The sequence below is a fragment of the Halodesulfovibrio sp. genome, from assembly GCF_015482765.1.
In the GTDB taxonomy this organism is placed as follows: Bacteria; Desulfobacterota; Desulfovibrionia; order Desulfovibrionales; family Desulfovibrionaceae; genus Halodesulfovibrio.
Window position 1 is genome coordinate 1 of the sequence record NZ_JADMLB010000059.1, and the last position, 23,400, is coordinate 23,400.

The 23,400-nt window shown below is 43.9% G+C and carries 25 protein-coding genes and 2 tRNA genes; 13 read left to right on the forward strand and 14 right to left on the reverse strand.

All coding sequences use genetic code 11. The features are described 5' to 3' along the window. Nucleotides 1-846 (forward strand): ATP-binding cassette domain-containing protein (locus QZY95_RS09840; RefSeq protein WP_290922912.1); only part of this gene is annotated, 846 nt, incomplete at its 5' end. Between the two features lie 104 nt (nucleotides 847-950). Here QZY95_RS09840 and QZY95_RS09845 read toward each other — a convergent pair. The 5 genes from QZY95_RS09845 to QZY95_RS09865 all read right to left on the reverse strand — a co-directional run bounded on the left by QZY95_RS09845 (nucleotide 951) and on the right by QZY95_RS09865 (nucleotide 6,454). Then, the gene (locus QZY95_RS09845) at nucleotides 951-1,499 is read right to left on the reverse strand and encodes a BON domain-containing protein (protein WP_290922915.1); all 549 of its coding nucleotides are present in this window, start codon (nucleotides 1,497-1,499) and stop codon (nucleotides 951-953) included. A 27-nt stretch (nucleotides 1,500-1,526) separates the two neighbouring features. Beyond that, on the reverse strand, nucleotides 1,527-2,741 hold the full coding sequence (locus tag QZY95_RS09850; RefSeq protein WP_290923198.1) for a replication-associated recombination protein A: 1,215 nt from the start codon (nucleotides 2,739-2,741) through the stop codon (nucleotides 1,527-1,529). A gap of 13 nt (nucleotides 2,742-2,754) precedes the next feature. After that, nucleotides 2,755-3,486 carry a 16S rRNA (uracil(1498)-N(3))-methyltransferase gene (locus tag QZY95_RS09855; RefSeq protein ID WP_290922918.1) on the reverse strand — a complete coding sequence of 244 codons (732 nt, stop codon included), beginning with the start codon at nucleotides 3,484-3,486 and terminating at the stop codon, nucleotides 2,755-2,757. Between the two features lie 93 nt (nucleotides 3,487-3,579). Then, the gene (gcvT, locus tag QZY95_RS09860; RefSeq protein ID WP_290922920.1) at nucleotides 3,580-4,668 is read right to left on the reverse strand and encodes a glycine cleavage system aminomethyltransferase GcvT; all 1,089 of its coding nucleotides are present in this window, start codon (nucleotides 4,666-4,668) and stop codon (nucleotides 3,580-3,582) included. Nucleotides 4,669-4,720: 52 nt separating this feature from the next. Beyond that, the gene (locus tag QZY95_RS09865) at nucleotides 4,721-6,454 is read right to left on the reverse strand and encodes a hypothetical protein (protein WP_290922923.1); all 1,734 of its coding nucleotides are present in this window, start codon (nucleotides 6,452-6,454) and stop codon (nucleotides 4,721-4,723) included. Between the two features lie 326 nt (nucleotides 6,455-6,780). Here QZY95_RS09865 and QZY95_RS09870 point away from each other — a divergent pair, with 326 nt between their 5' ends. Genes QZY95_RS09870 through QZY95_RS09880 form a run of 3 tightly spaced genes read left to right on the forward strand, consistent with a single transcriptional unit; the run spans nucleotide 6,781 to nucleotide 9,680 of the window. After that, complete coding sequence (locus QZY95_RS09870) at nucleotides 6,781-7,836, forward strand: GAF domain-containing protein (protein WP_290922926.1); 1,056 nt, start codon at nucleotides 6,781-6,783, stop codon at nucleotides 7,834-7,836. Next, a complete protein-coding gene (locus tag QZY95_RS09875; RefSeq protein WP_290922928.1) occupies nucleotides 7,837-8,859 on the forward strand; it encodes a rod shape-determining protein in 1,023 nt (340 codons plus the stop codon). A gap of 47 nt (nucleotides 8,860-8,906) precedes the next feature. Continuing rightward, nucleotides 8,907-9,680 (forward strand): inositol monophosphatase family protein, encoded by a 774-nt coding sequence (locus QZY95_RS09880; protein ID WP_290922930.1) that lies wholly within the window; start codon nucleotides 8,907-8,909, stop codon nucleotides 9,678-9,680. An 18-nt stretch (nucleotides 9,681-9,698) separates the two neighbouring features. On the opposite strand, the gene QZY95_RS09885 is transcribed toward QZY95_RS09880, so the two are convergent. Continuing rightward, nucleotides 9,699-10,247, reverse strand: coding sequence for an NUDIX domain-containing protein (locus QZY95_RS09885; RefSeq protein WP_290922932.1), 549 nt, complete (start codon nucleotides 10,245-10,247; stop codon nucleotides 9,699-9,701). Between QZY95_RS09885 and rimI the strand changes: the two genes are divergently transcribed. The 4 genes from rimI (at nucleotide 10,237) to QZY95_RS09905 (ending at nucleotide 11,985) form a co-directional block, all read left to right on the forward strand. Then, the gene (gene rimI / locus QZY95_RS09890; RefSeq protein WP_290922934.1) at nucleotides 10,237-10,740 is read left to right on the forward strand and encodes a ribosomal protein S18-alanine N-acetyltransferase; all 504 of its coding nucleotides are present in this window, start codon (nucleotides 10,237-10,239) and stop codon (nucleotides 10,738-10,740) included. The two genes, QZY95_RS09885 and rimI, sit on opposite strands and share 11 nt — an antisense overlap. Nucleotides 10,741-10,757: 17 nt before the next feature. After that, nucleotides 10,758-11,507 (forward strand): triose-phosphate isomerase, encoded by a 750-nt coding sequence (gene tpiA / locus QZY95_RS09895; protein WP_290922936.1) that lies wholly within the window; start codon nucleotides 10,758-10,760, stop codon nucleotides 11,505-11,507. Between the two features lie 40 nt (nucleotides 11,508-11,547). Then, complete coding sequence (secG, locus tag QZY95_RS09900) at nucleotides 11,548-11,850, forward strand: preprotein translocase subunit SecG (RefSeq protein WP_290922938.1); 303 nt, start codon at nucleotides 11,548-11,550, stop codon at nucleotides 11,848-11,850. A 49-nt stretch (nucleotides 11,851-11,899) separates the two neighbouring features. Next, nucleotides 11,900-11,985, forward strand: a tRNA-Leu gene (locus QZY95_RS09905). Nucleotides 11,986-12,084: 99 nt separating this feature from the next. On the opposite strand, the gene QZY95_RS09910 is transcribed toward QZY95_RS09905, so the two are convergent. Continuing rightward, the gene (locus tag QZY95_RS09910; protein ID WP_290922940.1) at nucleotides 12,085-13,389 is read right to left on the reverse strand and encodes a phenylacetate--CoA ligase; all 1,305 of its coding nucleotides are present in this window, start codon (nucleotides 13,387-13,389) and stop codon (nucleotides 12,085-12,087) included. A 436-nt stretch (nucleotides 13,390-13,825) separates the two neighbouring features. Here QZY95_RS09910 and rsfS point away from each other — a divergent pair, with 436 nt between their 5' ends. From rsfS to QZY95_RS09925, 3 genes are read left to right on the forward strand one after another with little or no spacing between them, the layout of a single operon-like run. Then, nucleotides 13,826-14,209 (forward strand): ribosome silencing factor, encoded by a 384-nt coding sequence (rsfS, locus tag QZY95_RS09915; protein ID WP_290922942.1) that lies wholly within the window; start codon nucleotides 13,826-13,828, stop codon nucleotides 14,207-14,209. Between the two features lie 12 nt (nucleotides 14,210-14,221). Further along, nucleotides 14,222-15,754, forward strand: coding sequence for a 2,3-bisphosphoglycerate-independent phosphoglycerate mutase (gpmI, locus tag QZY95_RS09920; protein ID WP_290922943.1), 1,533 nt, complete (start codon nucleotides 14,222-14,224; stop codon nucleotides 15,752-15,754). Between the two features lie 2 nt (nucleotides 15,755-15,756). Then, nucleotides 15,757-15,999 (forward strand): hypothetical protein, encoded by a 243-nt coding sequence (locus tag QZY95_RS09925; RefSeq protein ID WP_290922945.1) that lies wholly within the window; start codon nucleotides 15,757-15,759, stop codon nucleotides 15,997-15,999. 64 nt (nucleotides 16,000-16,063) lie between these two features. Here the strand turns inward: QZY95_RS09925 and QZY95_RS09930 are convergent, their stop codons facing one another. After that, complete coding sequence (locus QZY95_RS09930; protein WP_290922947.1) at nucleotides 16,064-16,489, reverse strand: hypothetical protein; 426 nt, start codon at nucleotides 16,487-16,489, stop codon at nucleotides 16,064-16,066. Nucleotides 16,490-16,994: 505 nt separating this feature from the next. Between QZY95_RS09930 and QZY95_RS09935 the strand changes: the two genes are divergently transcribed. Continuing rightward, on the forward strand, nucleotides 16,995-18,479 hold the full coding sequence (locus tag QZY95_RS09935; RefSeq protein ID WP_290922949.1) for a sodium-dependent transporter: 1,485 nt from the start codon (nucleotides 16,995-16,997) through the stop codon (nucleotides 18,477-18,479). 23 nt (nucleotides 18,480-18,502) lie between these two features. Further along, complete coding sequence (locus tag QZY95_RS09940; protein WP_290922950.1) at nucleotides 18,503-18,604, forward strand: MetS family NSS transporter small subunit; 102 nt, start codon at nucleotides 18,503-18,505, stop codon at nucleotides 18,602-18,604. Between the two features lie 154 nt (nucleotides 18,605-18,758). Here the strand turns inward: QZY95_RS09940 and rho are convergent, their stop codons facing one another. The 6 genes from rho to QZY95_RS09970 form a co-directional block, all read right to left on the reverse strand. Then, a complete protein-coding gene (gene rho, locus QZY95_RS09945; protein WP_290922952.1) occupies nucleotides 18,759-20,183 on the reverse strand; it encodes a transcription termination factor Rho in 1,425 nt (474 codons plus the stop codon). A gap of 218 nt (nucleotides 20,184-20,401) precedes the next feature. Beyond that, nucleotides 20,402-20,911 (reverse strand): CarD family transcriptional regulator, encoded by a 510-nt coding sequence (locus tag QZY95_RS09950; protein ID WP_290922954.1) that lies wholly within the window; start codon nucleotides 20,909-20,911, stop codon nucleotides 20,402-20,404. A 96-nt stretch (nucleotides 20,912-21,007) separates the two neighbouring features. Then, nucleotides 21,008-21,613 (reverse strand): aminoacyl-tRNA hydrolase, encoded by a 606-nt coding sequence (gene pth, locus QZY95_RS09955; RefSeq protein ID WP_290922956.1) that lies wholly within the window; start codon nucleotides 21,611-21,613, stop codon nucleotides 21,008-21,010. Between the two features lie 82 nt (nucleotides 21,614-21,695). Further along, a complete protein-coding gene (locus QZY95_RS09960; RefSeq protein ID WP_290922958.1) occupies nucleotides 21,696-22,280 on the reverse strand; it encodes a 50S ribosomal protein L25 in 585 nt (194 codons plus the stop codon). A gap of 57 nt (nucleotides 22,281-22,337) precedes the next feature. After that, on the reverse strand, nucleotides 22,338-23,285 hold the full coding sequence (locus tag QZY95_RS09965; RefSeq protein ID WP_290922960.1) for a ribose-phosphate pyrophosphokinase: 948 nt from the start codon (nucleotides 23,283-23,285) through the stop codon (nucleotides 22,338-22,340). A gap of 37 nt (nucleotides 23,286-23,322) precedes the next feature. Beyond that, nucleotides 23,323-23,398: transfer RNA gene (locus QZY95_RS09970), tRNA-Gln, on the reverse strand. Nucleotides 23,399-23,400 lie beyond the last annotated feature (2 nt).

Genomic DNA, 23,400 nt, shown 5'->3' on the forward strand with positions numbered 1-23,400 from the left:
TGGATTCGTATGTCTCCTAAAGGGCGTCATACAAAGTCTAAAGCGCGCATCAGTGCGTATGAATCTCTTGTATCTCACGAATCTGAAGCTCACAGTAAAGATTTAGAAATTTACATTCCACCGGGACCACGTCTTGGCAAGCAAGTGATTGAAATGAAAGACGTGACAAAGTCTCTCGGTGATAAATTGCTTGTTGAAGATATGAATTGCATTATCCCTGCGGGCGCAATTGTTGGTATTATCGGACCAAACGGTGCCGGTAAGTCTACGACATTCAAAATGCTTGTAGGTGATGAGCAGCCGGATTCCGGTGAAGTTGTTATTGGTGAAACTGTGCAGTTTGCGCATGTTGATCAGGGACGCGACACTCTTGAAGCGGGTAAAACTGTTTATGAAGTGATCTCTGGTGGCTATGAGACCGTTAAGCTCGGTACGCAGGATGTAAACGCTCGTGCGTATTGTTCCCGTTTCGGTATTACTGGTGCAGATCAGCAGAAACATGTTGATGTTCTTTCCGGTGGTGAGCGAAACCGCGTACACTTAGCGCAAATTCTTAAGTCAGGCGCTAACGTAATCCTGCTTGACGAACCTACGAACGACCTCGACGTAAACACTATGCGTGCTCTTGAAGAAGCTCTTGAGAACTTTGCAGGGTCTGTCCTTGTTATTTCTCACGATCGTTGGTTCCTCGACCGTATCGCAACCCACATCCTTGCTTTTGAGGGTGATTCTCAAGTTGTATTCTTTGATGGCAACTACACTGAATATGAAGCCGACCGTAAAAAACGTCTCGGTAAAGAAGCGGATCAACCACAGCGTATCAAATACCGTAAGCTTACTCGATAGTTCTTGCTCCTTAACAGTGGCGTTTGAAAAAACGTTCTTGTTAAAGCAACACTGTAGAGAATTGTAATAAAAAAAAGGCAGACTCAATTGAGTCTGCCTTTTTTTTATTGAACTTGAATGTATGAAGTGACCGAGCGCGCTTCAGGGATTCGCTTCGCGTGCTGGATAATTTTTTGTTTTTCTCTTGTAGAGCCAACAATGCCCGTCAGAACAATATTGCATTGTACAACATCGATAGAGATATTTGTTGACCAGACTTCTTTGTCACCAACGAGATTAGTTTTGAGCTTGGTGCTCATAGAAACGTTGTCAGTGGTTCCGCAGAAATCTTTTTTGTTTTTTAACAAGAGATACGGAATAACACTTCGTACACCTTTTACGTTGCGTGCTAAAGAAATGGCGATGCTCCGCTCTGTAAGTGAGTCTACTTCGCCTATGAGGTATACTTTTCCGTTATATGTCTTAACGGAGATGCCCATCGAGCTTACATGATCACTTTTTACAAGTTTATTTAGAACAGATGCTGAGATGACAGTGTCTGAATACTGTTCGCTAATGTTGCGTTCATCAACTGTGGCATTATATATGGCACAGCCGGATAGGGTGTAGCAAAGTGTAATAATTGCTGTAATACAGAATAGCTTCTTTAGCATGTGTGTCTCTCCTGATGCTATAGGGAATTAACGGAAGCTTTTTCTGGCTCGAGCAAGCCACGCAGTCAGACGTGGTTCAACGCCTTGCTCTCGCTGCTGGTAAAACCTGCGCCCTGCGAGATCATCTGGAAGGTATTGCTGGGGAACATAACCTTCCGGGTAGTTATGTGGATACAGGTAGCCTTTTCCGTATCCCCATTCCTTTTGAAGCTTGGTTGATGGATTTCGCAAATGTAAAGGGACAGGCTTTCGCCCATGAGTTTTTATTTCTTGTGCAGCTGCCAGATACGCTGCATAGGTTGAATTGCTCTTAGGAGCAAGTGCTAAGTAGGTTACAGTTTCGGCTAGAGGGATGAATCCTTCCGGCATTCCGACAAATTCAACAGCCTGCTGACATGATACAGCCAGCGGCAATGCATTCGGGTCTGCCAATCCTACATCCTCTGACGCGGAAAGAATCAGCCTGCGGCATACAAAGCGAGGGTCTTCTCCCCCCTCAAGTAAGCTGGCAAGGTAGTATAGTGCAGCATCAACATCACTGCCGCGAATTGATTTGATCATTGCAGATGCGAGTTCATAATGGCTGTCGCCATTTTTATCATGACGCGCGATCACGTCTGGCAATGCTGCTTTAAGTTTGTCGGGTTCGCGTGATTCCGGCGGAAGTTGGGCAATATATTCTACGAGGTTGAGCATGGAACGCGCATCACCATGGGCAATCCCTGCAACCATTTCATAGACACTTTCATCTAACTCAACACCGCACGCTTCGGCACCTTTTTGAGCGAGAGTTTGTAATGAAGTGTTTGGAAGAGGTTTGAGTTTTAGCGTGTGGAGTCTGGACAGAAGTTGTCTTGTAACACTGAAAGACGGGTTTTCAGTTGTGGTTGCAATCAGCGTTATTTCGCCTGACTCAAGAATAGGAAGAAAGAAGTCTTGTTGGGCCTTGGAGAAACGGTGTAGTTCGTCGAGCACAAGTACTTCTACGCCTTTCAACGATTTACGGAGTTGTGTAAGTCCAGCCTCAGGTGCGCTTACTCTAAGCCATTTCAAGCCGGTATGTTTTGCAAGCAATAAAGCCAGCGTTGATTTTCCGCATCCCGGAGGGCCAAACAAGAGCAAGCTTGGAAGACGGGTCGCTTTGGTCAGAGCTGTGATTCGAGCAGAAAGATGTTCCTGTCCTGAAAATTCTTCAAAAGAATTAGGGCGGATTTTGTCAGCAAGAGGCTGTTTTGCCTCCATAGACATTTCTGTACTAACGCTCAGCATTGTTAACTTCACCTTTCCACCATGCGAGGCCTAAGCAAAGCAGGGCGGCTGTTTCCCAACGTAAAATTCGTTTTCCTAAACTTACCGGTTTTGCACCATGTTCTTGAAAGTAGCTTGCTTCTGTATCAGAAAAGCCACCTTCAGGACCGATGATGAAAAGAGTTTTTCCTGAAAGATCAAGTTGTTCAGATGAGAGGATGTCTGATGGAGATTGTCCTTCCCATAGCATGAAGATATTATCGAATTCAGCTGCTTTTTCCATGACCCCCTTGGCGCCTTCAGGGATAGTTGCCAATTCAGGAATCCACGGGTTGTCACACTGTTTTGCGCCAGCCTGCATTTGTCCTTCCCAGCCTTCTTTCACTTCTGTTGGAACTTTTGACTGGGAACGGTCTGCTTGCCAGAACCAAAGTCCTGCTGCACCAAACTCAACGGCTTTTTCAAAAATCCAGCCTCTGCGAACAGATTTGCCCCAACCTATAGCGACATAGTATTCTGTTTCTGGCTTGGCATGTTGAAACGATTCGGTTTGCTCGAGAGTGACAGTGGATTTTGTTGTGTCGGTAATAAGGAACGTACCTTCACGACCTTGACCGTCAAGCATGCGAACCTTGTCGCCACTTTTCATTCGTAAAACTTTGATAGCGTGTTTTGCTTCTTGTCCATCAAGGACGCACTGTTCGTCCCATTTATCTGCTTCAAGAAAAAATGTTTTCATGAATTCTTATCTCATTGTTGTATGTAGCGCAAAAGGCAATAAAAAAAGGGAAGCCTAAGGGCTTCCCTTTCAATTTATTCGTTTGAATGCTTGTTAGTCAACAAGCTTCATGCGTGCTGTGCCATCTTTATAGAAAGGAAGCTCTGCTTTAGTTGCTTCGAGAGAGGTACGTGCACCTTTAACGAGGAACTTTTCGTTATCAGCCGCTTCAACAGTTACGTATGCAAGCGCAACAGAGTGTCCCACACTTGGGCAGTAGGAGCCACTTGTGACATGACCGACTTCTGTTCCGTCTTCAAGTGTTACAACGTCGTCATGGCGTGCAGATCGACGGCCAGGAATGGATAAAGGAATGAGAAGTTCGGTTCCTTCACGGTCTTTTCCTTTACCGATGTAGTCTGCCTCAGAACGAAGCATCCAACCCATACCGGCAGCAGCTGGGGAATGTTTAGTGTCAAGATCCTGTCCATAGAGTGGAAGGCCAACTTCAAGACGAAGAGTGTCTCGTGCGCCAAGACCTGCTGGTTCTACTTCTTCTTGAGCCATCAAAGCTTCCCAGAGGGGAAGTGCATTTTCTGAAGGAAGGTAGAATTCGTAGCCGAGTTCACCAGTGTAGCCAGTACGGCTGATAATTAATGGCTGACCGTTAAAGTCAACAGTACGGAAGTTGAAGTATTTAAGATCGCGTAAAGAGCTATCAAAGATTTTTTCAAGAACATCAAAAGATTTTGGTCCCTGAAGGTCAATTTTAGCTGTCTGGTTAGACATATCTTCAAGAGTCAGATGTTCAGGAAGGTTCTGTTTAATCCAGTTGAAATCACTTTCAATACATGCAGCGTTAACGACAAGCATGTATTCATCTTTTTCAAGGCAGTAAACGATAAGGTCGTCACGGATTCCGCCTTCATCATTTAAAAGAAAACCATAGCCGCATTTGCCCGGTGCAAGCTTTTCTAAATTGTGTGTAACGATTTTAGAAAGCGCTTCACAGGCACCTTCACCAACAAGACCGAATTCACCCATGTGGCAAATGTCATAAATAGATGCATTTTCACGGCAGTGAGTGTGTTCAGCAATAATGCCGGTGTACTGGATAGGCATTTCCCATCCCGCAAAAGGTGCCATTTTGGCACCAGCAGCTTTGTGCCAAGCAGTAAGCGGAGTTTGTAAAAGTTCAGACACAGCAGGTCCTCCCGATTCTGGTTAAAGTGTTGTTGTTTTGTGGTTATGTTTATTAAAGGTCAAAGCCTTCAATAGATTTGTTTCGAGATTTGCGGATTGCTTTGATATCGTCAAGCAAAGAGACTAATTTGCCGTATTCTTTTTTTATGCCAACCCCGTAATGAGAAAGATCATCGTCTCGCTTCATAATATATTTTCGGCATAAGTAACGGTCGTTTAATATAGTTTCAGTTATGCTGACCATAGATTCAACCAGCTCTTCGAAATATGTGGCAATATCGAAACGCAGTTCTTGAAGTATGCAGACCGCTTGTTGAAGCATTTCTGCATACGGGATTTTTTCTCCCTTAATCTTCCGTTTTTTTAATCGTTCAAGAACCATTACTTTTCGAGCTTGCTCGATATAGTTGTAGCGAAGTTGTACGTCTTTATATAAGGCCTTATAGCCATCAAAGACTTCTTCTTTTTCAGGATCATAAAGATACCCATCAAGAACTTTGACAACATTCGCATAAAATTCGTCTGAATAACTGATGATGCGTCGCTGATGTTTTGAAAGCCAAGAGTAGAGAAATTTCAGGCGCTTTTCTTCAGTGTCAGTGTTTTCTACAAGCTCAATTCGCTTGTATGTGATGTGTCCGACAAATTCCCCGCGGACGATATCGTTCAGTCGAAGAATCATGTTTGTAGTGTCTTTAATGATGTTGAGGTCATCAATAGACCGCCCAGTGATGGGGTGAATCACTTCCTGTTTGGCAACTGACAAAGCACGTTCCTGTCGAACGTTTTCAGGGTTGAATTTGTGCTGAGTATATGAAACGCGCAAAATAACAACATGTCGTTTTCTATCTACAAAAAAGCCACCTTCTTCAAGCCTTCGGATAACTTCAGACTGGTCTTCGTCTACTTGTACCAGCGCTATTTTTTCAACAGTAGGGTAGCGTTTCTTTTTGCTTGCAGAAGATATAGTTGTGATGACTCGGTCAGTCTGTCCTAAAACTCGAACCATGAATCTTTCGCCGGCCTTATGCAGACGACGGGAAAAAAGGGCACTTGAGGTTCTGCGTTCTGAACAGATTGTAAAGCCGTACAGCTCCATAAGGTAATGGTAAACAAACAGCCTGTTATGTTCATACTTTTTGTGGTTACCTACTTCGAATTTTTTAGCACGAAGACCAAAGCGTTTGATCTCTGGATCAAGATCTGAAGGGAAAGAGCCGTACACTCCGGCAAGGTGGAAAAAGCCGGACGAGTCCAAGGCCAGTACGTGTGCTCTGTCCATTTCAAGAATGTAGGGAAGAAGCTGCGGATAGTAGTCCAGAACCGACGTGTCGACTTTTCCGAATTCTTGTTTGAATTTTTCGTGCATTTTTCGAGGAATACGGTTTTGAATCGTTTCTATATTCTGCTCAATAGTGCAGTTTTCTAACGGGCAAGCATAGCCATCTGCCTTAAATGTGACATCCATTAATGAATGAAGGATATCAAATTGAAAAATTTCAGAGAAATATTGAAGTTCGCGCTCAAAAGCTACTAGGGAAAAGCCGGGTAAATCTTTGTATTCGAAAAAGTCGCTTTCGAATGACGGAAGAAGCTCGCCGCGTTCAACAAGCGGGTAGTCGTCATTTTCAAAGAAAGGACGCAGCAGACACTGCGTAATCTGGACAGCATCAAGAAAGTCTTTCAGCTCAGAAAGTGTTGTGATGCTGATAGGTTCGCTGAATGAAAAAGTGTCTTTCCATGGTAAGCCGCATTCGCGGAAGGCATTTTTCCAGTGTTTTGGCATTGGCAGTAGGGCTGGCTGTTGTTAAAGAAAGTAAAATATCTATTTGCGTAATAGTTCTATTTGCTTGCTAATCTTTGCATACTATTTTTTTTTCTAAAAAAACTCTAGCTTTTCATTGAAAAAAACCCGTACTCTCATTGCTTGGCGTCTTTGGAAAAAAATGATAATAAATTTCTAAGGCTTTATCTTTATCTAGAGCCAAAAGGGCTAGCCGTATAATGGTCGGCTGTCTTGTGTTCTATACGCAAAAAACGTTATAGAGTGTGCGCTGCAATTTCACATGTTGTGTCTGCACAGATCAAAATATTTTGACTGGGTTATGTCGGATGAATACAACCGCTTGTTATGAAAGAATTTTAGGCATTATTTGCAGTGTCTTTGATGCGTATTCTGCTGTGCTCATTATGCCGGATCGATCAGGTTCGCATTTTTCTGTTGCCAGCAGTTTTAGTCTCGGTGATATGGTTAACAAAGACGAAACTTTTTCTGCAGGTACAGGAAAAGGGCTTGTTGGGTGGATTATCAGTAATGAAGCGCCTATGCTCGTTAACGACTTTGATACCAGACAATACTACCTTGGCTACTACGCACAGAATGAAGAGACCAAGATAAAAGCTTTTATGGGGGTACCGTTAAAAAATGGTGCCGGAGTGTTGTGTTTAGACAGTAAACGGCAGTATTCCTTTTCAAGCAAAGATCAAAAGATACTTCAGCTATTTGCCGATCTTGTTTACGAGGTACACTCTCGTTCCTTTGTAGTTGAAGAACAAGTTAACTTATCACAGCAGTACCATTGCTTACAGGTAATCTACTCTTTGAGAAAACACCTGAAGAAATGGGACTCTTTTTTGTCCAAATTTTTAGTTTTACTTTCTGATACGTCACGTTTTGAATATTGCAGCCTTGCAACTCGGGATGAGGGCGGTCAAAACTACCATATTGAAGGTGAAAACTACCAACTGTTACAGGGTGAAATGGGTGAAATTCCCTACGGTAGCGGGTTGGTAGGCTGGGTGTTTAAAAATAGTACGCCGTTTTTTGTTGAAGGCGGTAAGGCTGCAAGCCAAACTTCTCCATTGTATGGGAAGAAAAAGGGTGTGCCTCAGTTTGTCAGTGTAATTTGTATTCCACTGGAGATTGGGGGTATGACTCGGGGTGTGTTAACTCTTGCTAGCGAGACTTCCAAGGTTATTCCGGAAGAGCTGAAGACTTTTTGTCAGATGGCTTCTGAACATCTCTCTTTATTTTTGGAGAATTTGTATTTGCGCAGCAAGCTGTACGAGGCGCATAGACAGGTTGATGACCTGCAGCGCGCGGCAGCTTACGAACATGAAAATGAAGAACTGTTTTCATTTTCAGCTAAGACCCAAGAGAGCGAATAAATGCTAGGAAAACTCTTGAGCATGTTCGGAAAAGATCTTGCTATGGATCTTGGAACTGCTAATACGCTTCTATATACCAAAAAAGACGGCATTGTACTTAATGAACCGTCTGTTGTTGCAATCGATGTAGAACGCAACAATGTGCTCGCAGTGGGGCGCGAAGCAAAGGAATTTCTTGGTCGTACACCTCAGCGTATCCGTGCGATTCGTCCTATGAAGGATGGGGTTATTGCGGATTTTGAGGTGACCAAGCAGATGATTTCGTACTTTATTAAAAAAGTGATTACCGGCTTTAGCCTTGTTAAACCAAATATTGTTATTTGTGTGCCGACAGGGATTACGCAAGTTGAAAAACGTGCTGTAATTGAATCTGCTCAACAGGCCGGTGCCCGTGATGTTAAGCTAGTAGAAGAACCAATGGCTGCGGCTATTGGTGCAGCACGCCCAATTCATCAGCCTGTAGGAACAATGGTTGTTGATATCGGTGGCGGTACTACAGAAGTCGCGATTATTTCTCTTTCAGCCATTGCATATGCGGAATCTGTGCGTGTGGCTGGAGATGCGTTAAATAACGCAGTGCAAAGATATTTTCAGGAAGAGTTTCAGCTTCTTGTTGGTGAAAACCAAGCTGAACGAGTAAAAATGACTATCGGCTCTGCTTTTCCTTTGCCGGAACCTCTGGTAATGACAGTTCCGGGTAAGGACATTGTTTCGGGTACTCCTACATCTGTTGAGGTAACAGATGAAGATATTCGAATTGCTTTGTCAGAGTCTGTAAAAGCAATTGTTTATGCTGTTCGTAAAGCTTTAGAAAAGACTCCGCCAGAGCTTGCAAGCGATATTGCCGAGCACGGTTTATTGCTGGCAGGAGGCGGTGCCTTGCTTAAGGGCCTTAATGAACTAATCATGCAGGAAACAGGGCTGCAGGTCATCATTGATGAAGACCCGTTGACCACTGTAGTTCGAGGGACTGGTAAGACTCTGGAAGATCGAACTAAGTTTTCAGATGTGTACATAAACTAACATTACTAAGGCGACCCCTGGGTCGCCTTTTTATCTTGGAAGATGAGATGGATTTACAAAAGTTATTACCGGAAGTTCGAACTGCTGTAATTGAATCCGGTGCGTTGATTCGTGAAGCGTGGGATAAGCCGCGCAAGGTGCGGTATAAAGGACGTATTGATCTTGTTACAGAAACTGATGTTACTGTCGAACAGGATGTAAAAGCACGTCTCTCAAAAATTTTGCCTGAGGCTAGTTTTCTCGCAGAAGAAAGCGCTGCTGAGGCTCCGCTAAATGATCTGACTTGGGTTATTGATCCAATTGACGGCACAACAAACTTTACTCATCAGGTGCCTTTTGTTTGCACATCTGTCGGGCTTTGGCACAAGGGCAGAGTTGTCCTTGGTGTAATCAATGCTCCTATAATGAATGAATGCTTTTATGCAGCATCAGGGGCAGGTGCATGGTGTAATGAAAAGCAGATTTTTGTTACTCGAAACAATAAGCTTGAGAATTCACTTGTTGCTACAGGTTTTCCTTATACCATTGCAGAAGATGCTGATGAAATTACAGACCGCTTACGTCGTGTCTTAAAGGCATCTCAAGGGGTACGCCGTTTAGGCGCGGCTGCTTTGGATCTTGCATATCTTGCAGCAGGCCGATTTGATGTTTTTTATGAGAAAGGTCTAAAGCCTTGGGATGTTGCTGCTGGATGGTTGCTTGTTAACGAAGCAGGCGGTTGGGTTACTGAGTACGATGCTGCAAGCGATTTCTCATTATATTCACCGAATATTTTGGCGAGTAACACGCTCTTGCATGCGGAAATGACGAAACTTATGTAAGCAGCAGGGCGTAACGGGCTAAGGAAAAATATTTTTTGCTTTAATTGCCCATACTAGTACAGGTGTCAGCATGTCTGGGAAGTGCTCGTAAAGTGCTTGCAGCTCTTCTGCGTCCACATACAATCCATCCTGTACTTCATCAGGATTCGGCTTAAGAGCCTTGGTTTCGATTGTGGCTGTGTAAATAGAGCACCACAGGGTTGCATCATCAATGTTGACCTGTTGTGATCTCTGGTAGTGGAGCGTGGTTGATGCAAGGTTTAATTCTTTTAGGAGAACCCGCTCTGCTGCAGCTTCCAATGCTTCATCTGCCCCGACGTGTGTCGCTGCAGAAATGTCCCACATACCTGGAGCCAGTATCTTATTGTCTGCACGTCGTTGCAGAAAAAATTTCCCTTGTTTATTATAGATAAGAACAAAAACCGACTTCATGGAAAGTCCTTGCTGGTGTGCCGTTGCTGACGGCATTACTAGGAGTGGTTTTCCATTGCTGTCAACGACTTCAATATGGCTTCCTCTGGAAGTTGCATTTGCTGCTGAGGTATCGGGATACGTAATGTCTGACATGTTTGCTAAAATAGGCCCGCTTGAGGCTGATGGGTATGTTTTTTTTCGATTAGAGAAGAAGGACAGCGCCGAAGTTGCAGCTCTTGAGAAAAAATGTTTTTCAACGCCCTGGACAGAAAAAGAGTTCAGTCTGTCGTTTGAGCAAAAGATTTTTGAAGTTTTCGGTTTAAAAAAAGATGGGGCACTTGTGGCGTATATTGCTATGTATCACACCCCAGATGAGTTGGAAATATTAAACATTGCTACGGACCCTAATTTCAGAAGAAATGGTGCAGGAAAACGGTTACTTGCTCTAATGCTTTGCATTGGGCAAAAATTAGGTATACAACAGGCATTTCTAGAAGTGCGCAGAACCAATATTCCTGCCATCAATCTTTATGAACAGATGTGCTTCTCTCAAATTGGGGTGCGAAAAAAATATTACAAAGACACCGGTGAAGACGCGTTAATTTATCAATGTAATTTAGCAGAATTTACTGAGTGTCCGTGTTAAGTAAGGAGTAATGACCCATGAAAAAGCTTATGGCTGCAAACTGGAAAATGTTTAAGACTGCTCAGGAAGCCAAAGATACCGCAGCTGGGCTTGTGGAGCTTGTAGGCGACCTTTCTGACGATAGAGAAGTCGTAGTATTCCCTCCATTCACTGCACTGCATGCAGCAGGTGAAGTTTTCTCAAAGTATGAAGGCTACTCTTATGGTGGACAGAATGTTTGTGCAGCACTGGAAGGTGCTTTTACCGGTGAAATTTCTCCGGTAATGCTTAAAGATGCCGGTTGTACATGGGTTCTTACCGGACACTCTGAGCGTCGTTCACTTTTTGGTGAAACAAGCGAGCAGGTTGGCGAAAAAACAACTTTTGCACTGAACAATGGCTTAAATGTTTGTTTGTGTATTGGTGAAACTCTTGAAGAACGTGAGGCTGGCAAGCTCGAAGCTGTAATTGCAGAACAGCTTGAAAAAGGTCTCGCTACAATTCCTGATGTTGATGCAGCACGTCTTGCTGTTGCATACGAACCAGTTTGGGCTATCGGTACTGGTAAAGTTGCTGGACCAGAAGAAATTGTAGAGGCACATGCAATTGTTCGTGCTAAACTTCTTGATATTTTGAAAGGAAAAGCCGATACTACCCGCGTTCTTTATGGCGGAAGTGTAAAGCCTGAAAATGCTACTCAGATCATTTCACTTGACAATGTTGATGGTGTCTTGGTAGGAGGCGCTTCCTTAAAGGCTGAAAGCTTCAGCAAAATTGTTACTGCTTAGCAACCGTTTCGGATTGATATAGCTCTTAGGAGGACGTTTCGTGGAAACCTTGATTCTGACCCTGCACGTTGTGGTCTGTCTTGCACTCATTTTGCTTGTTCTTTTACAGGCTGGTAAAGAGGGCATGGGTGTTATCTTTGGCGGCGGCAACCAGTCCGCTTTTGGCGGCGCTGGTGCAGGCGGTCTTCTTGTGAAAGTTACTGCAACCCTTGCAGCTATTTTCTTTATTACTTCTTTGAGCTACAACTACATTGCTAGCGATCGTACTTCTGATGAATCAACCATCATGAATATTCAGATCGAGCAGAAAGCTCAGCCTAGTCCTGACCAGACTAAAAAATAAGTCACTATACGCGTAGCGTATCCTCAGCAATGCTTGTCATTGCATTTAAGCCCAGGTGGTGGAATTGGTAGACACGCTATCTTGAGGGGGTAGTGGGCCACGCCCGTGGGAGTTCGAGTCTCCCCCTGGGCACCATGAAAAATTAAGGGATCACAGAAATATCTTCTGTGATCCCTTTTTTTGTTTTGGGCGTAAAAAAAAGCCCGCTTATGCGGGCTCTTAACTATTGTATTGCTATTCTTCGTTTCGTAAGTCAAAGACTCGCTTTGCTTTACCTTGAGAACGCTCAATGGAGCGAGGTTCAACAAGACGAACTTTTGTAGAGACACCAAGGAATTCTTTGATTGTTTTCTGTATGCGCATTTCAATTTTTTGAAGATTTTTGATGGCATCAGAGAACAAGTTTTCATCAATCTCAACTTGTACTTCAACTGTGTCGAGATTTCCTTCGCGTTTGACAATAATCTGGTAATGAGGTGATGCGCCTTCAGTTTCCAGAATGATAGATTCGATTTGAGATGGGAACACGTTTACACCACGGATAATGAGCATGTCGTCGCTACGTCCGGTAATGCGGTTCATGCGCACATGAGTTCTTCCACATTTGCATGGTGTGTAGTTTAAAGAGGTTATGTCACGTGTTCTGTAACGAATCAGTGGAATACCTTCTTTAGTAAGGGTTGTAATAACAAGCTCGCCTGTTTCACCTTCAGGAAGTTGTTCGCCTGTTACTGGATCGATAATTTCTGGAAGGAAGTGGTCTTCAAAGATGTGCATACCGTCTTTGGCGACAGCGCATTCTATTGATACGCCTGGTCCCATAATTTCAGACAGACCGTAAATATTAACAGCATCAATGCCCATTTTGTCCTGAAGATCGTTTCGCATTTCATCTGTCCACGGTTCAGCGCCGAAGATGCCGACACGTAATGGAAGGTCTCTCATGTCAACGCCTGCCTGTTGGGCGGCTTCGTGAAGAACAAGTCCATAGGAAGGTGTGCTACAGATTACTGTTGCTCCAAAGTCTTCCATGAGAGAAACTTGACGTTTTGTACCGCCTCCAGAAATAGGAATTACAGTTGCCCCGAGACGCTCTGCGCCATAGTGGACACCAAGACCGCCAGTAAAGAGGCCGTAGCCGTATGCATTATGAATAAAGTCACTACGGTTGGCTCCGGCAGCCATAAATGAGCGAGCCATAAGTTCAGCCCAGTTGTTTACATCACGCTGTGTGTATCCAACAACAGTGGCCTTACCTGTTGTACCGCTTGAAGCATGGAGGCGGACAATGTTTTCCTTTGGAACAGCAAAAAGTCCAAACGGGTAGTTGTCACGTAGATCCTGCTTTTCAGTAAACGGAAGTTTAGACAAGTCGCTGAGGCTTTTAATATCGGCAGGAGTAACTCCTGCCTTAATAAACTGTTCGCGATAGTGAGGAACATTGGCGTACACGCGTTCACAGAGGTTCTGTAAACGACGTAACTGAATTGCTTCTAACTCTTCGCGAGGCAGTGTTTCTTGCTCAACATTAAAAATCATACATGACTCCTGATACAATAAGAATAAAATAACTACACGTTTCAGGGGGGATGGAAAGAGGTCACAATCGACAAGTTTTCAGCCCTGAAAGTTCTTTGGACCAGCCAGTCTGCTGGCTATAGCTATGTGCAAACATAGGAAATGCACCATAAGCGGGAGGCGGGTCAAGTGTGTTTTTCAAAATTGTCATTTTTAATGCAAATTCTTGCCTTCTTGTTAATTGCTTATAGACCGTAAATAACGTAGGAAGGTGCAGGATTTTTAGACTGGTAAAGTCGGAGACATGTTTCTGCTGATCTTGCCGGAAGAGAATGTTCATTTTTTCGTGGTCACTGATACTGCGAAAGAATTAAATTATAAGCATTGCATCAGCTGTGCAGACTGCCTAAAGTTAGTCTGCAATCAGTCAACGCAGCCTTAACGAGTGGATGAAAAAATGATTGGAAAAATTGAAAAAAAATACAGCACTGTTTCTTCACAGGAAAAAGTAGCTAAAATTATTGAATGGCTTGAAGATAAAAAAGCTACAGACGTAGTTGTGCTTGATCTTGAAGGCGTTAACTCCTTTACTGACGCAGTAGTTATTGCAACTGCAAAATCTGTTCGTCAGGCTAAAGCATTAGCTGATGAAGTTTCTATGCGCGCAAAAGGTGAAAACTACGAGCACATGCGTGTAGAAGGTAAAGATAATGCTCAGTGGGTGTTGGTTGATTTGAACGACGTAGTTGTGAACATCTTCCTTGAAGATGTGCGTGAATCTTTCAACCTTGAAAGTCTCTGGGCTGACGCAAAAGTTCTGTACAAATCTGAAGCTGAATAGGAAATAGACATCATGACACCAACCCTTTTGCTGATTCTTGATGGCTGGGGCATTGCTCCTGCTAGTGATGGAAACGCAATATCTATTGCAGATACTCCTAATCTCGATCGTTTACTTGCTGACAACCCAATGTCTCGCCTTGCTTGCTCAGGGCGTGCTGTGGGGCTCCCTGAAGGTTTTATGGGGAACTCTGAAGTTGGACACATGAACATCGGTGCTGGGCGTGTTGTGTATCAAGATATGACCCTTATTGATGTCGCGTTGGAAGAAAACAAGTTTCAAAAGAATCTTGTTCTTAACAATGTGATGACATCTGCAAAGGCAAAAGGTGGAACTGTCCATTTGATGGGGCTGCTTTCCGACGGTGGTGTTCATAGCCATATCAGACATCTTTTTGCATTGCTCGAGCTTGCAAAAGAGCTTGATGTTGATGTGTGTGTTCATGTTTTCCTTGACGGACGTGATACCTCTCCGACAAGCGGACTTGATTTTGTTACACAGCTTCAAGATGCAATTAATAAAATCGGCGCAGGCAGGATTGCCTCTATCTCCGGTCGTTATTATGCGATGGATCGCGATAAGCGCTGGGATCGGAATCAGCTTGCCTGGGACTGTTTTGTTCATGCTAAGGGTAATGTTGCGTCAGATCCGCTTAAGGCCATTCAAGATTCCTACGATAACGGAATTACTGATGAGTTCTTTGTTCCTACAGTGATTGTTCCTGAAGGTGCTAAGCCGAAAGCTATGAAAGATGGTGATTCTGTCTTTATGTTTAACTTCAGAGCTGATCGTATGCGTCAGATTGCACAGGCGATGTGTACAGACAGTTTTGCTGAATTTAACCGTGGAGAATTTCCTAGGTTATCCGCTTTGGCTTCAATGACATGTTATGAAAAGTCTTTTGGCCTTCCAGTTGCGTTTGCAAAAGATGATTGTCCTGACCCTCTCGGCGAGGTTGTAGCAAAGCAGGGGGCTAATCAGTTGCGGATTGCAGAAACGGAAAAGTATGCTCATGTTACATATTTCTTTAACTGCGGACGTGAAGAGCCTTTTATCAATGAAGATAGAGAGCTTATTAGTTCCCCACGCGATGTAGCGACATATGATTTGAAACCGGAAATGAGTGTTGAAGAAGTTACTGAAAAGCTTATTGCTGCTATTGCTTCTAAAAAATATCAATTCATTGTTTGTAACTTTGCGAACCTTGATATGGTTGGACATACCGGTATTATTGAAGCAGCTGTAAAAGCATGTGAAACTGTTGATGCATGTGTGGGTAGAGTTTTAGATGCCGTACGTTCTGCAGGTGGTCGAGCTCTTGTCACTGCTGACCATGGCAATGCAGAAGAGCTCCGTAATGCTGATGGTAAGACGCACACCGCGCATACAACAAATCCTGTTCCGGTTGTACTGGTAGATGACACTTCTACCGTTACGCTTCGAGAAGAGGGAATTCTTGGTGATATCGCTCCGACAATCCTTGACCTTTGGAATGTTGAGCAGCCGGAAGCCATGAGTGGTAGCAGTCTTCTTGTTAAGGAGTAGGAATGAGTAACTCCAATAAGCCCATTTCTCCTGTTAAGCCTGTCGGGATGGAAGTTATCTTTTTTTACCCATGCCCTCATTGTGGCCGTAAGGTTCCAATAATTGGGGCAGTTCAGCCTTCCATGGAACGTTGTGATGCATGTCAGAACTTATTTCCGATTGTTCCGGTTGATAGGCGGACATTGCAGTATTTGAAAGTCTCGCTGGCAGACGGTGGGGCAGCTATCGATCCTGACTTTATGTAGTTATCTTGTATGAAACAAAAAACGGCACCTGAATTTTCAGGTGCCGTTTTTTTTGAGCTCATAGTTATTTTTGAGCGCTGTTGTATGCATCAGTAATTCTATCTTTGATGTATGCTCGCATCTCGGCGTCATCTTCATCAAGATTAAAGCAGCATGCGTCTTCACCCATCAAACCACCTGGAACCCAATCACCAAGCTCTTCAGCATCATTGATCATGTCCGCGTAGAAACAAACTGAAAGCCAGCGATCTGCTGGGTCGTCATCAACAACGTCAACAAGCACAAAAAGATCACGTTCAGTCTGCTTGTTGTGTTTAGCACGCAGAGAGAAGCTGACGCCCGGTCTACCTTTAAAAGAGAGAGACAACCCATCGAAAGACAGAAGCAGGTCTTTGTAGCTTTCGAAAGCGGCTTTGGTTTTAGCGTCAGATTCAGTCCAGTCTTCAAGAAGAGCATCCAGCTCTTCACGATGAGAATTATCGGTAAACATACATCTCTCCTGAATAGAGTGTCGTGAAATTAAATACTAAAGGCACTGAAATTTCTCATGAGAGAGAGCTGGTGTCAATACTGATCAAGTTTTCAACCTGATGGAAAATTATGTATCATGTACGCATCTTAGGTATAATCCGATAATGATAAAATGCACAATTTGGTTAAACAGTGTGGTGACTATAACAACTTTCTTATTATAGCCGGAAATATTGATATATGTTTAAAAACAGAAAGTTAATGCACGATTTTTCAAAAATGAGAAAAAAGAATGAACAATTCTGTAAGAAATATGTAGACATTTTTGTAATCTGAACGTACTTCGAACTTAACGAATGGGAAGTGAACGCCCGATGTAGTCTGCTTTTTTACAAATTTGAGAGTAAGCATCCCGACGATTGGGTTCATAATATCGTCTGCTGCTTCAAAGATCGTCAAATTGTACTGTTAAGACTGCTGAAAGGTGCATCACTGTTAGTGTCTAAATTAGTCGAGGTGTTGCTATGGATAATCGTGAACAGTGGGGATCCCGTGCGGGATTCATTCTGGCTGCTGTTGGCTCTGCTATTGGTTTGGGTAATATCTGGCGTTTTCCGTACATGGCGTACGAAAACGGTGGTGGTGCGTTCTTCATTCCTTATGTTTTCGCACTGTTGACCGCAGGTATTCCGTTTATGATCATGGAATTTGGTCTTGGTCATAAATATAAAGGTTCTGCTCCTAAAGTTCTTGCCGCTGTTAACGCTAAGTATGAATGGCTTGGCTGGGTACAAATTATGATCGCAGCCATTATTGCAGTATATTACGCTGCAGTTATTGGCTGGACAATTAACTACCTCGGTTTTGCGTTTGATGGCTCATGGGGTGCAGATACAAAAGGATTTTTCTTTGGTGAGTACCTTGGTCTTACTTCTTCACCAACTGAACTTGGTGGTATTCGTTGGCCGATCTTTGGTGCTTGCGCATTAACATGGGGTCTCACTTGGCTTGCATGTAACTCAGGTATCCGTGGTGGTATTGAGCGTGCTTGTAAGATCTTGATTCCACTCTTGTTTGCTTTGGTTCTCGTATTTATCGGTCGCGTTATTACATTACCAGGTGCAACTGTTGGTCTTGACTTCTTGTTCACTCCAGATTTCTCAAAACTTGCTGACTTTGGTGTTTGGGCTGCTGCGTACGGTCAGATTTTCTTCTCTCTGTCCATTGGCTTTGGCATCATGATCGCTTACTCAAGTTATCTTCCTAAGAACGCGGATATCTGTAACAACGCTGCAATGACTGTTTTTATTAACTGCGGTTTCTCCATGCTCGCTGGTATCATGATTTTCTCAGTGCTCGGCAGCATGGCGCATTCTACAGGACAGGCTGTTTCAGACGTTGCAGGTGCAGGTGTAGGACTTGCCTTTATTACTATCCCTGCTGCAATTAACACCATGCCGGCTCCGTTGTTCTTCGGTACTGTTTTCTTCCTGTGTCTTACAATGGCAGGTGTGAGTTCTCATATCTCAATTGTAGAGGCAGTTACATCAGCTCTTATTGATAAGCTTGGTGCATCCCGTCATAAAACAGTAACTTACATCTGTATTATCGGTTTTTCACTTACTGCGGTATTTACCACAGGAGCTGGTCTGCTGATTCTGGATATCGTTGACCACTTTATTAACAACATTTGTCTGTTGTTTGCAGCTCTCGTAGAAATCGTACTTATGAGCTGGTTTATTGGTCTCGATGGTGTTCGTGATGACGTTAATAAGAATTCTGACTTCTCTGTTGGTAAGCTCTGGGCGTTCAGTCTCCGCATTATTACAGTTCTTGTTCTTGGCTACTCTTTCCTTTCAAGCCTCTACAACAAAGTAACTGTTCCATACGGTGGCTACCCAATGACTGATCTTGTTATGTTTGGTTGGTCTATTTTACCACTGGCAATTCTGGTTGCTATATTCCTCCAGAAAAAACAGTCTCACAAACAGTTCAGACACTACTCTTAATAGAAATTTAAGGAGAAAATATAATGACTACTTCAGCAATTATCATGATGGCACTCGGGCTCGGCGTAACTTGGGGTGGAGCAGCTTGTTGCATCTCACTCGCTATCCGTAAACGCGAAATTTAGTATAGATAAAAGTAAAAGACGCTGCTCTTGCAGCGTCTTTTTTTTGTCCAAAAAAGACTGATAGCTGTTGCAAAAGCAAAATCGTTTTGAATAACAATCAAAAAAAAGCCTCGCATATGCGAGGCTTTTGTCATTGTTGCTATTACTACGATTCTTACTTGTTCATAGAAAGGAAGAATTCGTTGTTGCTTTTGGTCTTGCGCATCTTGTCGAGCAAGAAATCCATGCTGTCGATAGTAGACATAGGAGCAAGGATCTTACGAAGAATCCAGATTTTGTTAAGCATCTCTGTTCCAAGAAGTAGATCTTCTTTGCGTGTTCCGGTTCGGTTGATATCGATAGCAGGGAATACGCGTTTTTCAGCGAGATGACGATCGAGGTAGATATCGAGGTTACCGGTACCTTTAAACTCTTCGAAAATGACTTCATCCATTCGTGAGCCGGTATCGATGAGGGCAGTTGCGATAATCGTAAGGCTGCCACCTTCTTCGAGGTTACGTGCTGCACCAAAGAATCGTTTAGGACGCTGAAGAGCATTAGCATCAAGACCACCGGACAGAACGCGTCCGGAAGATGGGGTAACTGCGTTGTAAGCGCGTCCAAGACGTGTAATTGAGTCTAAGAGGATAACAACGTCTTTACCGCGCTCTACGAGGCGTTTTGCTTTTTCTTGAACCATCTCTGCAACCTGAACGTGGCGCTGAGGAGGTTCGTCGAATGTAGAGCTGATAACCTCGGCATTTTTAACGGTACGCTCCATATCTGTTACTTCTTCAGGGCGTTCATCAATGAGTAGGATGATTAGACAGACATCCGGATTGTTAGCATTGATTGAATTTGCAAGAGACTGAAGAAGAATAGTTTTACCAGTTCTTGGAGGAGCAACAATCAGACCACGCTGGCCACAGCCAATAGGTGCCATAAGGTCGATGACTCTGCCGGAAAGGTTTTCCTTTCCATTTTCCATTACAAGCTGGCGTTCTGGATAGATAGGAGTGAGGTTATCGAAGAGGACAAGATTGCGGGATTTTTCTGGTGGTTCAAAGCCGATTTCGTTGACTCTGAGGAGGGCAAAGTATCGTTCACCTTCTTTTGGTGGACGAATTTGACCTGAAACTACATCACCTTTTCGCAAACCAAAGCGTCTGATCTGGGATGGAGAGACATAGATGTCATCTGGTCCCGGCATATAGCTGTACATTGGTGAGCGGAGGAAGCCGAAACCATCAGGAAGGATTTCTAGAACACCTTCGCCAAAAATGGCTCCATTTTGCGCTGCACATTTTTGCAGTAAAGCAAAAATAAGTTCCTGCTTACGCATGTTGCTAGGGTTTTCAATCTCATACTCTTTTGCAAGTTCCATCAGCTCTGCAGCCGGCTTGCGTTTTAGTTCAGAGAGATTGAGACCCTCGCTAGGATCTGCATTTGGATCGGGGGTAAATTGAGGCGCTGGAGCTCTTCGTGTTTTTTCTCCACGAGGAGCAGCAGGTGTTCTGCGTTTACGAGCTGTAGAACGAGTTGTAGAGGTTCTACGAGGTCTTTCCTGCTTCGCTTCTTCGACGTCTTTTCTAGTTGCCATATAGACTCAAAGGAATGGTTTAATTTGAATAAGAAAATGTACGTATGTACATAGAGTAGCTATGGGACATAGCTGATGACATAGTTAGGGAAGTTTTGTGCGTCCCCCGATGGAAGGACAAAGACGTTGAGCAGTGTCAAAAAGGGGGGACAGAAGAAAACGTGTAATGTATATAGAAGAAAATAGCGTATCAGGAAAAAAATGACAAGAAAGTGTGACTATTTTTTTTCCTGTGCAGCAATTACATCTGCAAACATTTCTTCAATTTGTTCTTGAATAGCTTCTTGAGTGCTATCAGTTGCGTGGGCAATTTCAAGAGTAATGAGACCCATTGCCTGCTCTAACAGACGACGTTCACCAAAAGAAAGTTCTTTATCTTTTCCAATAAGAAGGAGCTCTTTTAAGACGTATGCAACATCTTCAAGGGCACCACTTTTTAATTTATCAGAATATTCACGGTAACGACGGTTCCAGTTTTGGCCTGTGTAGCCTGTAAAGCCGGAACGATCATCAAGAGATGTGAGAAGTTCAAGACCTTCTTCTTTTGTGCACAACGGACGCAATACATTACTTGCGGTTGTAACAGGAACCATAAGGGTCACATTGTTGCTCAGTATCCGGATGAAGTAGAATTCAGCCTCGGTACCGCCAACAGTCTGAGTCTCGATTCTTTCTACTTTGCCTACACCCTGAGCTGGGTATACTACTAATTGATCCTGAGCGAACACAGCGAGTCTCCTTGCAATATCTGCGTTACATCGTGAAACGCGAACCACACTCTAACGCAAAGCGCTCTAAGAGTCTATGGTTATCTAATCGAAGAATTAGGGAAGCTTAAAGGCGTTAGTTGTCTTAACTGCTTCGTCAAAACCTGATGAAACAAACGCTTCAATTCCTTTTCGGGCACCTTCAAGAACCATTTCGACATCTACGGCTTCAGCCTTTGTGAAACGGTTAAGAACGTAGTTTGATACGGAACCATGTTCCGGTTTGCCTATACCTAAACGCATGCGATTAAAATTACGGCTGCCAAGGTGCTGTTCAATGGAGCGTAGACCATTATGTCCAGCATGGCCGCCACCAATTTTAAATTTCATTCGTCCAAGAGGCAAATCTAATTCGTCATGCAGCACTAAAACCTGTTCAGGTTCAATATCAAAATATTTGCACGCATGACCAACAGCTTCACCCGAAAGGTTCATATAGGTCATTGGCTTAATGAGAAGCCAAAAGTCGCGGGATGTCCCTATGTTGCATTTCCATGCATCATATTTTTTCTTTCCGATGGAAAGAGTGGAGCAGGCATCTGGTGAAAAGCGCTGTGCATCTTCCAACAGGTGATCCACAACCATAAAGCCCAGATTATGCCGAGTATTATCGTACTCTTTCCCCGGGTTCCCCAATCCGACGATTACTCCGGAAATATTCATAGCTGTCCTATTAAGTGAATCCGATAAAAAGGAAATGGCCTCACACCGAAGCATGAGGCCAACGAGTTCACTAAGAATTCGCTTAATCTTCAGCAGCTTCTGCTTTTGCAGAACCACGACCTGGTACTACTGCGAGTACTTTAAAGTCGTCGTCGTAGTAAGCAGTAACGTTTGCTGGAAGCTCAAGTTCGCTAACTTTTACAAAGGTGTGAACGTCAAATTCAGTAACGTCAACAACTACTTCGTTAGGAATATCAGCTGGTTTAGCAGAAACGGTGATTACCTGACGGTATTCTTCAAGACGACCGCCGAGTTTTACACCTTTAGATTCGCCGGTAACGCGAACAGGGATTTTGATGCGGATTTCTTTTTCTGCATCAATACCGTAAAAATCTACATGCTGGAGACGGTTTTTGAACGGGTGACGCTCAAGTTTCCAGATGAGACAATCTTTAACTTCGCCGTCGATATCGAGAGCGATCACGTTGGTAAGGCCAGCTTTTTCGTAAAGTTTTACGAGTGGCATTTCGTCCATCTGTACAGGGATGTTTTCGCCTGTAGTGCTGTAGAAGATGCCAGGAACTTTACCAGCTACACGAAGCTGACGGTTAGCGCCTTTACCAAGACCTTCACGCTTAGAAACGGAAAAAGTGATTTTTTCAGACATTAAATGACTCCTTTAAGGTTCCACCACGAGGTTTTTCACTCGCTGCAGACGCGAACTCTATACAAAGAGAACGCTAACGGAGGATTCCGTGTGGATATTATGGATTGCTTTAGCAAGAAGGCCTGCAATAGAGAGTACTTCAAGCTTTTCGCAATGGTTGAGTTTGTCGCCGAGTTCAATAGTATCGGTAACAAAAACTTTTGTGAAAGCTGAGTTACAAAGACGTTCAATGGCAGGGCCGGAAAGAACCGGGTGAGTAGTACAAGCCATAACTTCTTTGGCACCGTTGTTCATAAGAACGTCAGCAGCTGCACACATGGTGCCTGCTGTATCGATCATATCGTCGACAACGATGGCGATTTTATCTTTTACATCACCGATAACGTGCATTGCCTGAGCCTGGTTTGGCTTATCACGACGTTTATCGATGATTGCGAGGCCGGCGTTAAGTCGCTTTGCATAAGCACGAGCACGTTCAACACCACCAGCGTCAGGAGAAACCAATACGATTTCACCTTTTTCGCTCTGGATGCCACGGAGACGATCAAGCATAACAGGAGCAGCGTAGAGGTTGTCTACTGGAGCATCAAAGAAGCCCTGAATCTGCCCTGCGTGGAGATCTACAGTTACAAGACGGTCCATGCCTGCAGTAGTCAGGAAGTCCGCAACAACTTTTGCACTGATAGGAGCACGAGGAGCAACCTTACGGTCCTGACGTGCATAGCCGTAGTAAGGAACAACTGCAGTCACGCGGCCAACACTAGCACGCTTGAGGGCGTCGAGCATAAGGCAAAGCTGCATGAGATTATCGTTAACAGGAGCAGAAGTAGAGAGAACAACAAATACGTCGTCGCCTCGTACGTTTGCACCGATCTCGATGCGGCATTCGCCATCGCTGAAAGTTTCACAAAGAGTTGGTGTAAGCTCGCAGCCTAAGTGACTACAGATAGCTTCAGCCAACGCAGGATTGGAAGAGCCGGTGAGGATTTTTAGATCGCCGTTCATGGTACCATACTGGGGTTATAGTTAGTTATCTGTAAAATGGCTGGGACGGCAGGACTCGAACCCGCGGATGTCGGGACCAAAACCCGATGCCTTACCAACTTGGCTACGTCCCAGT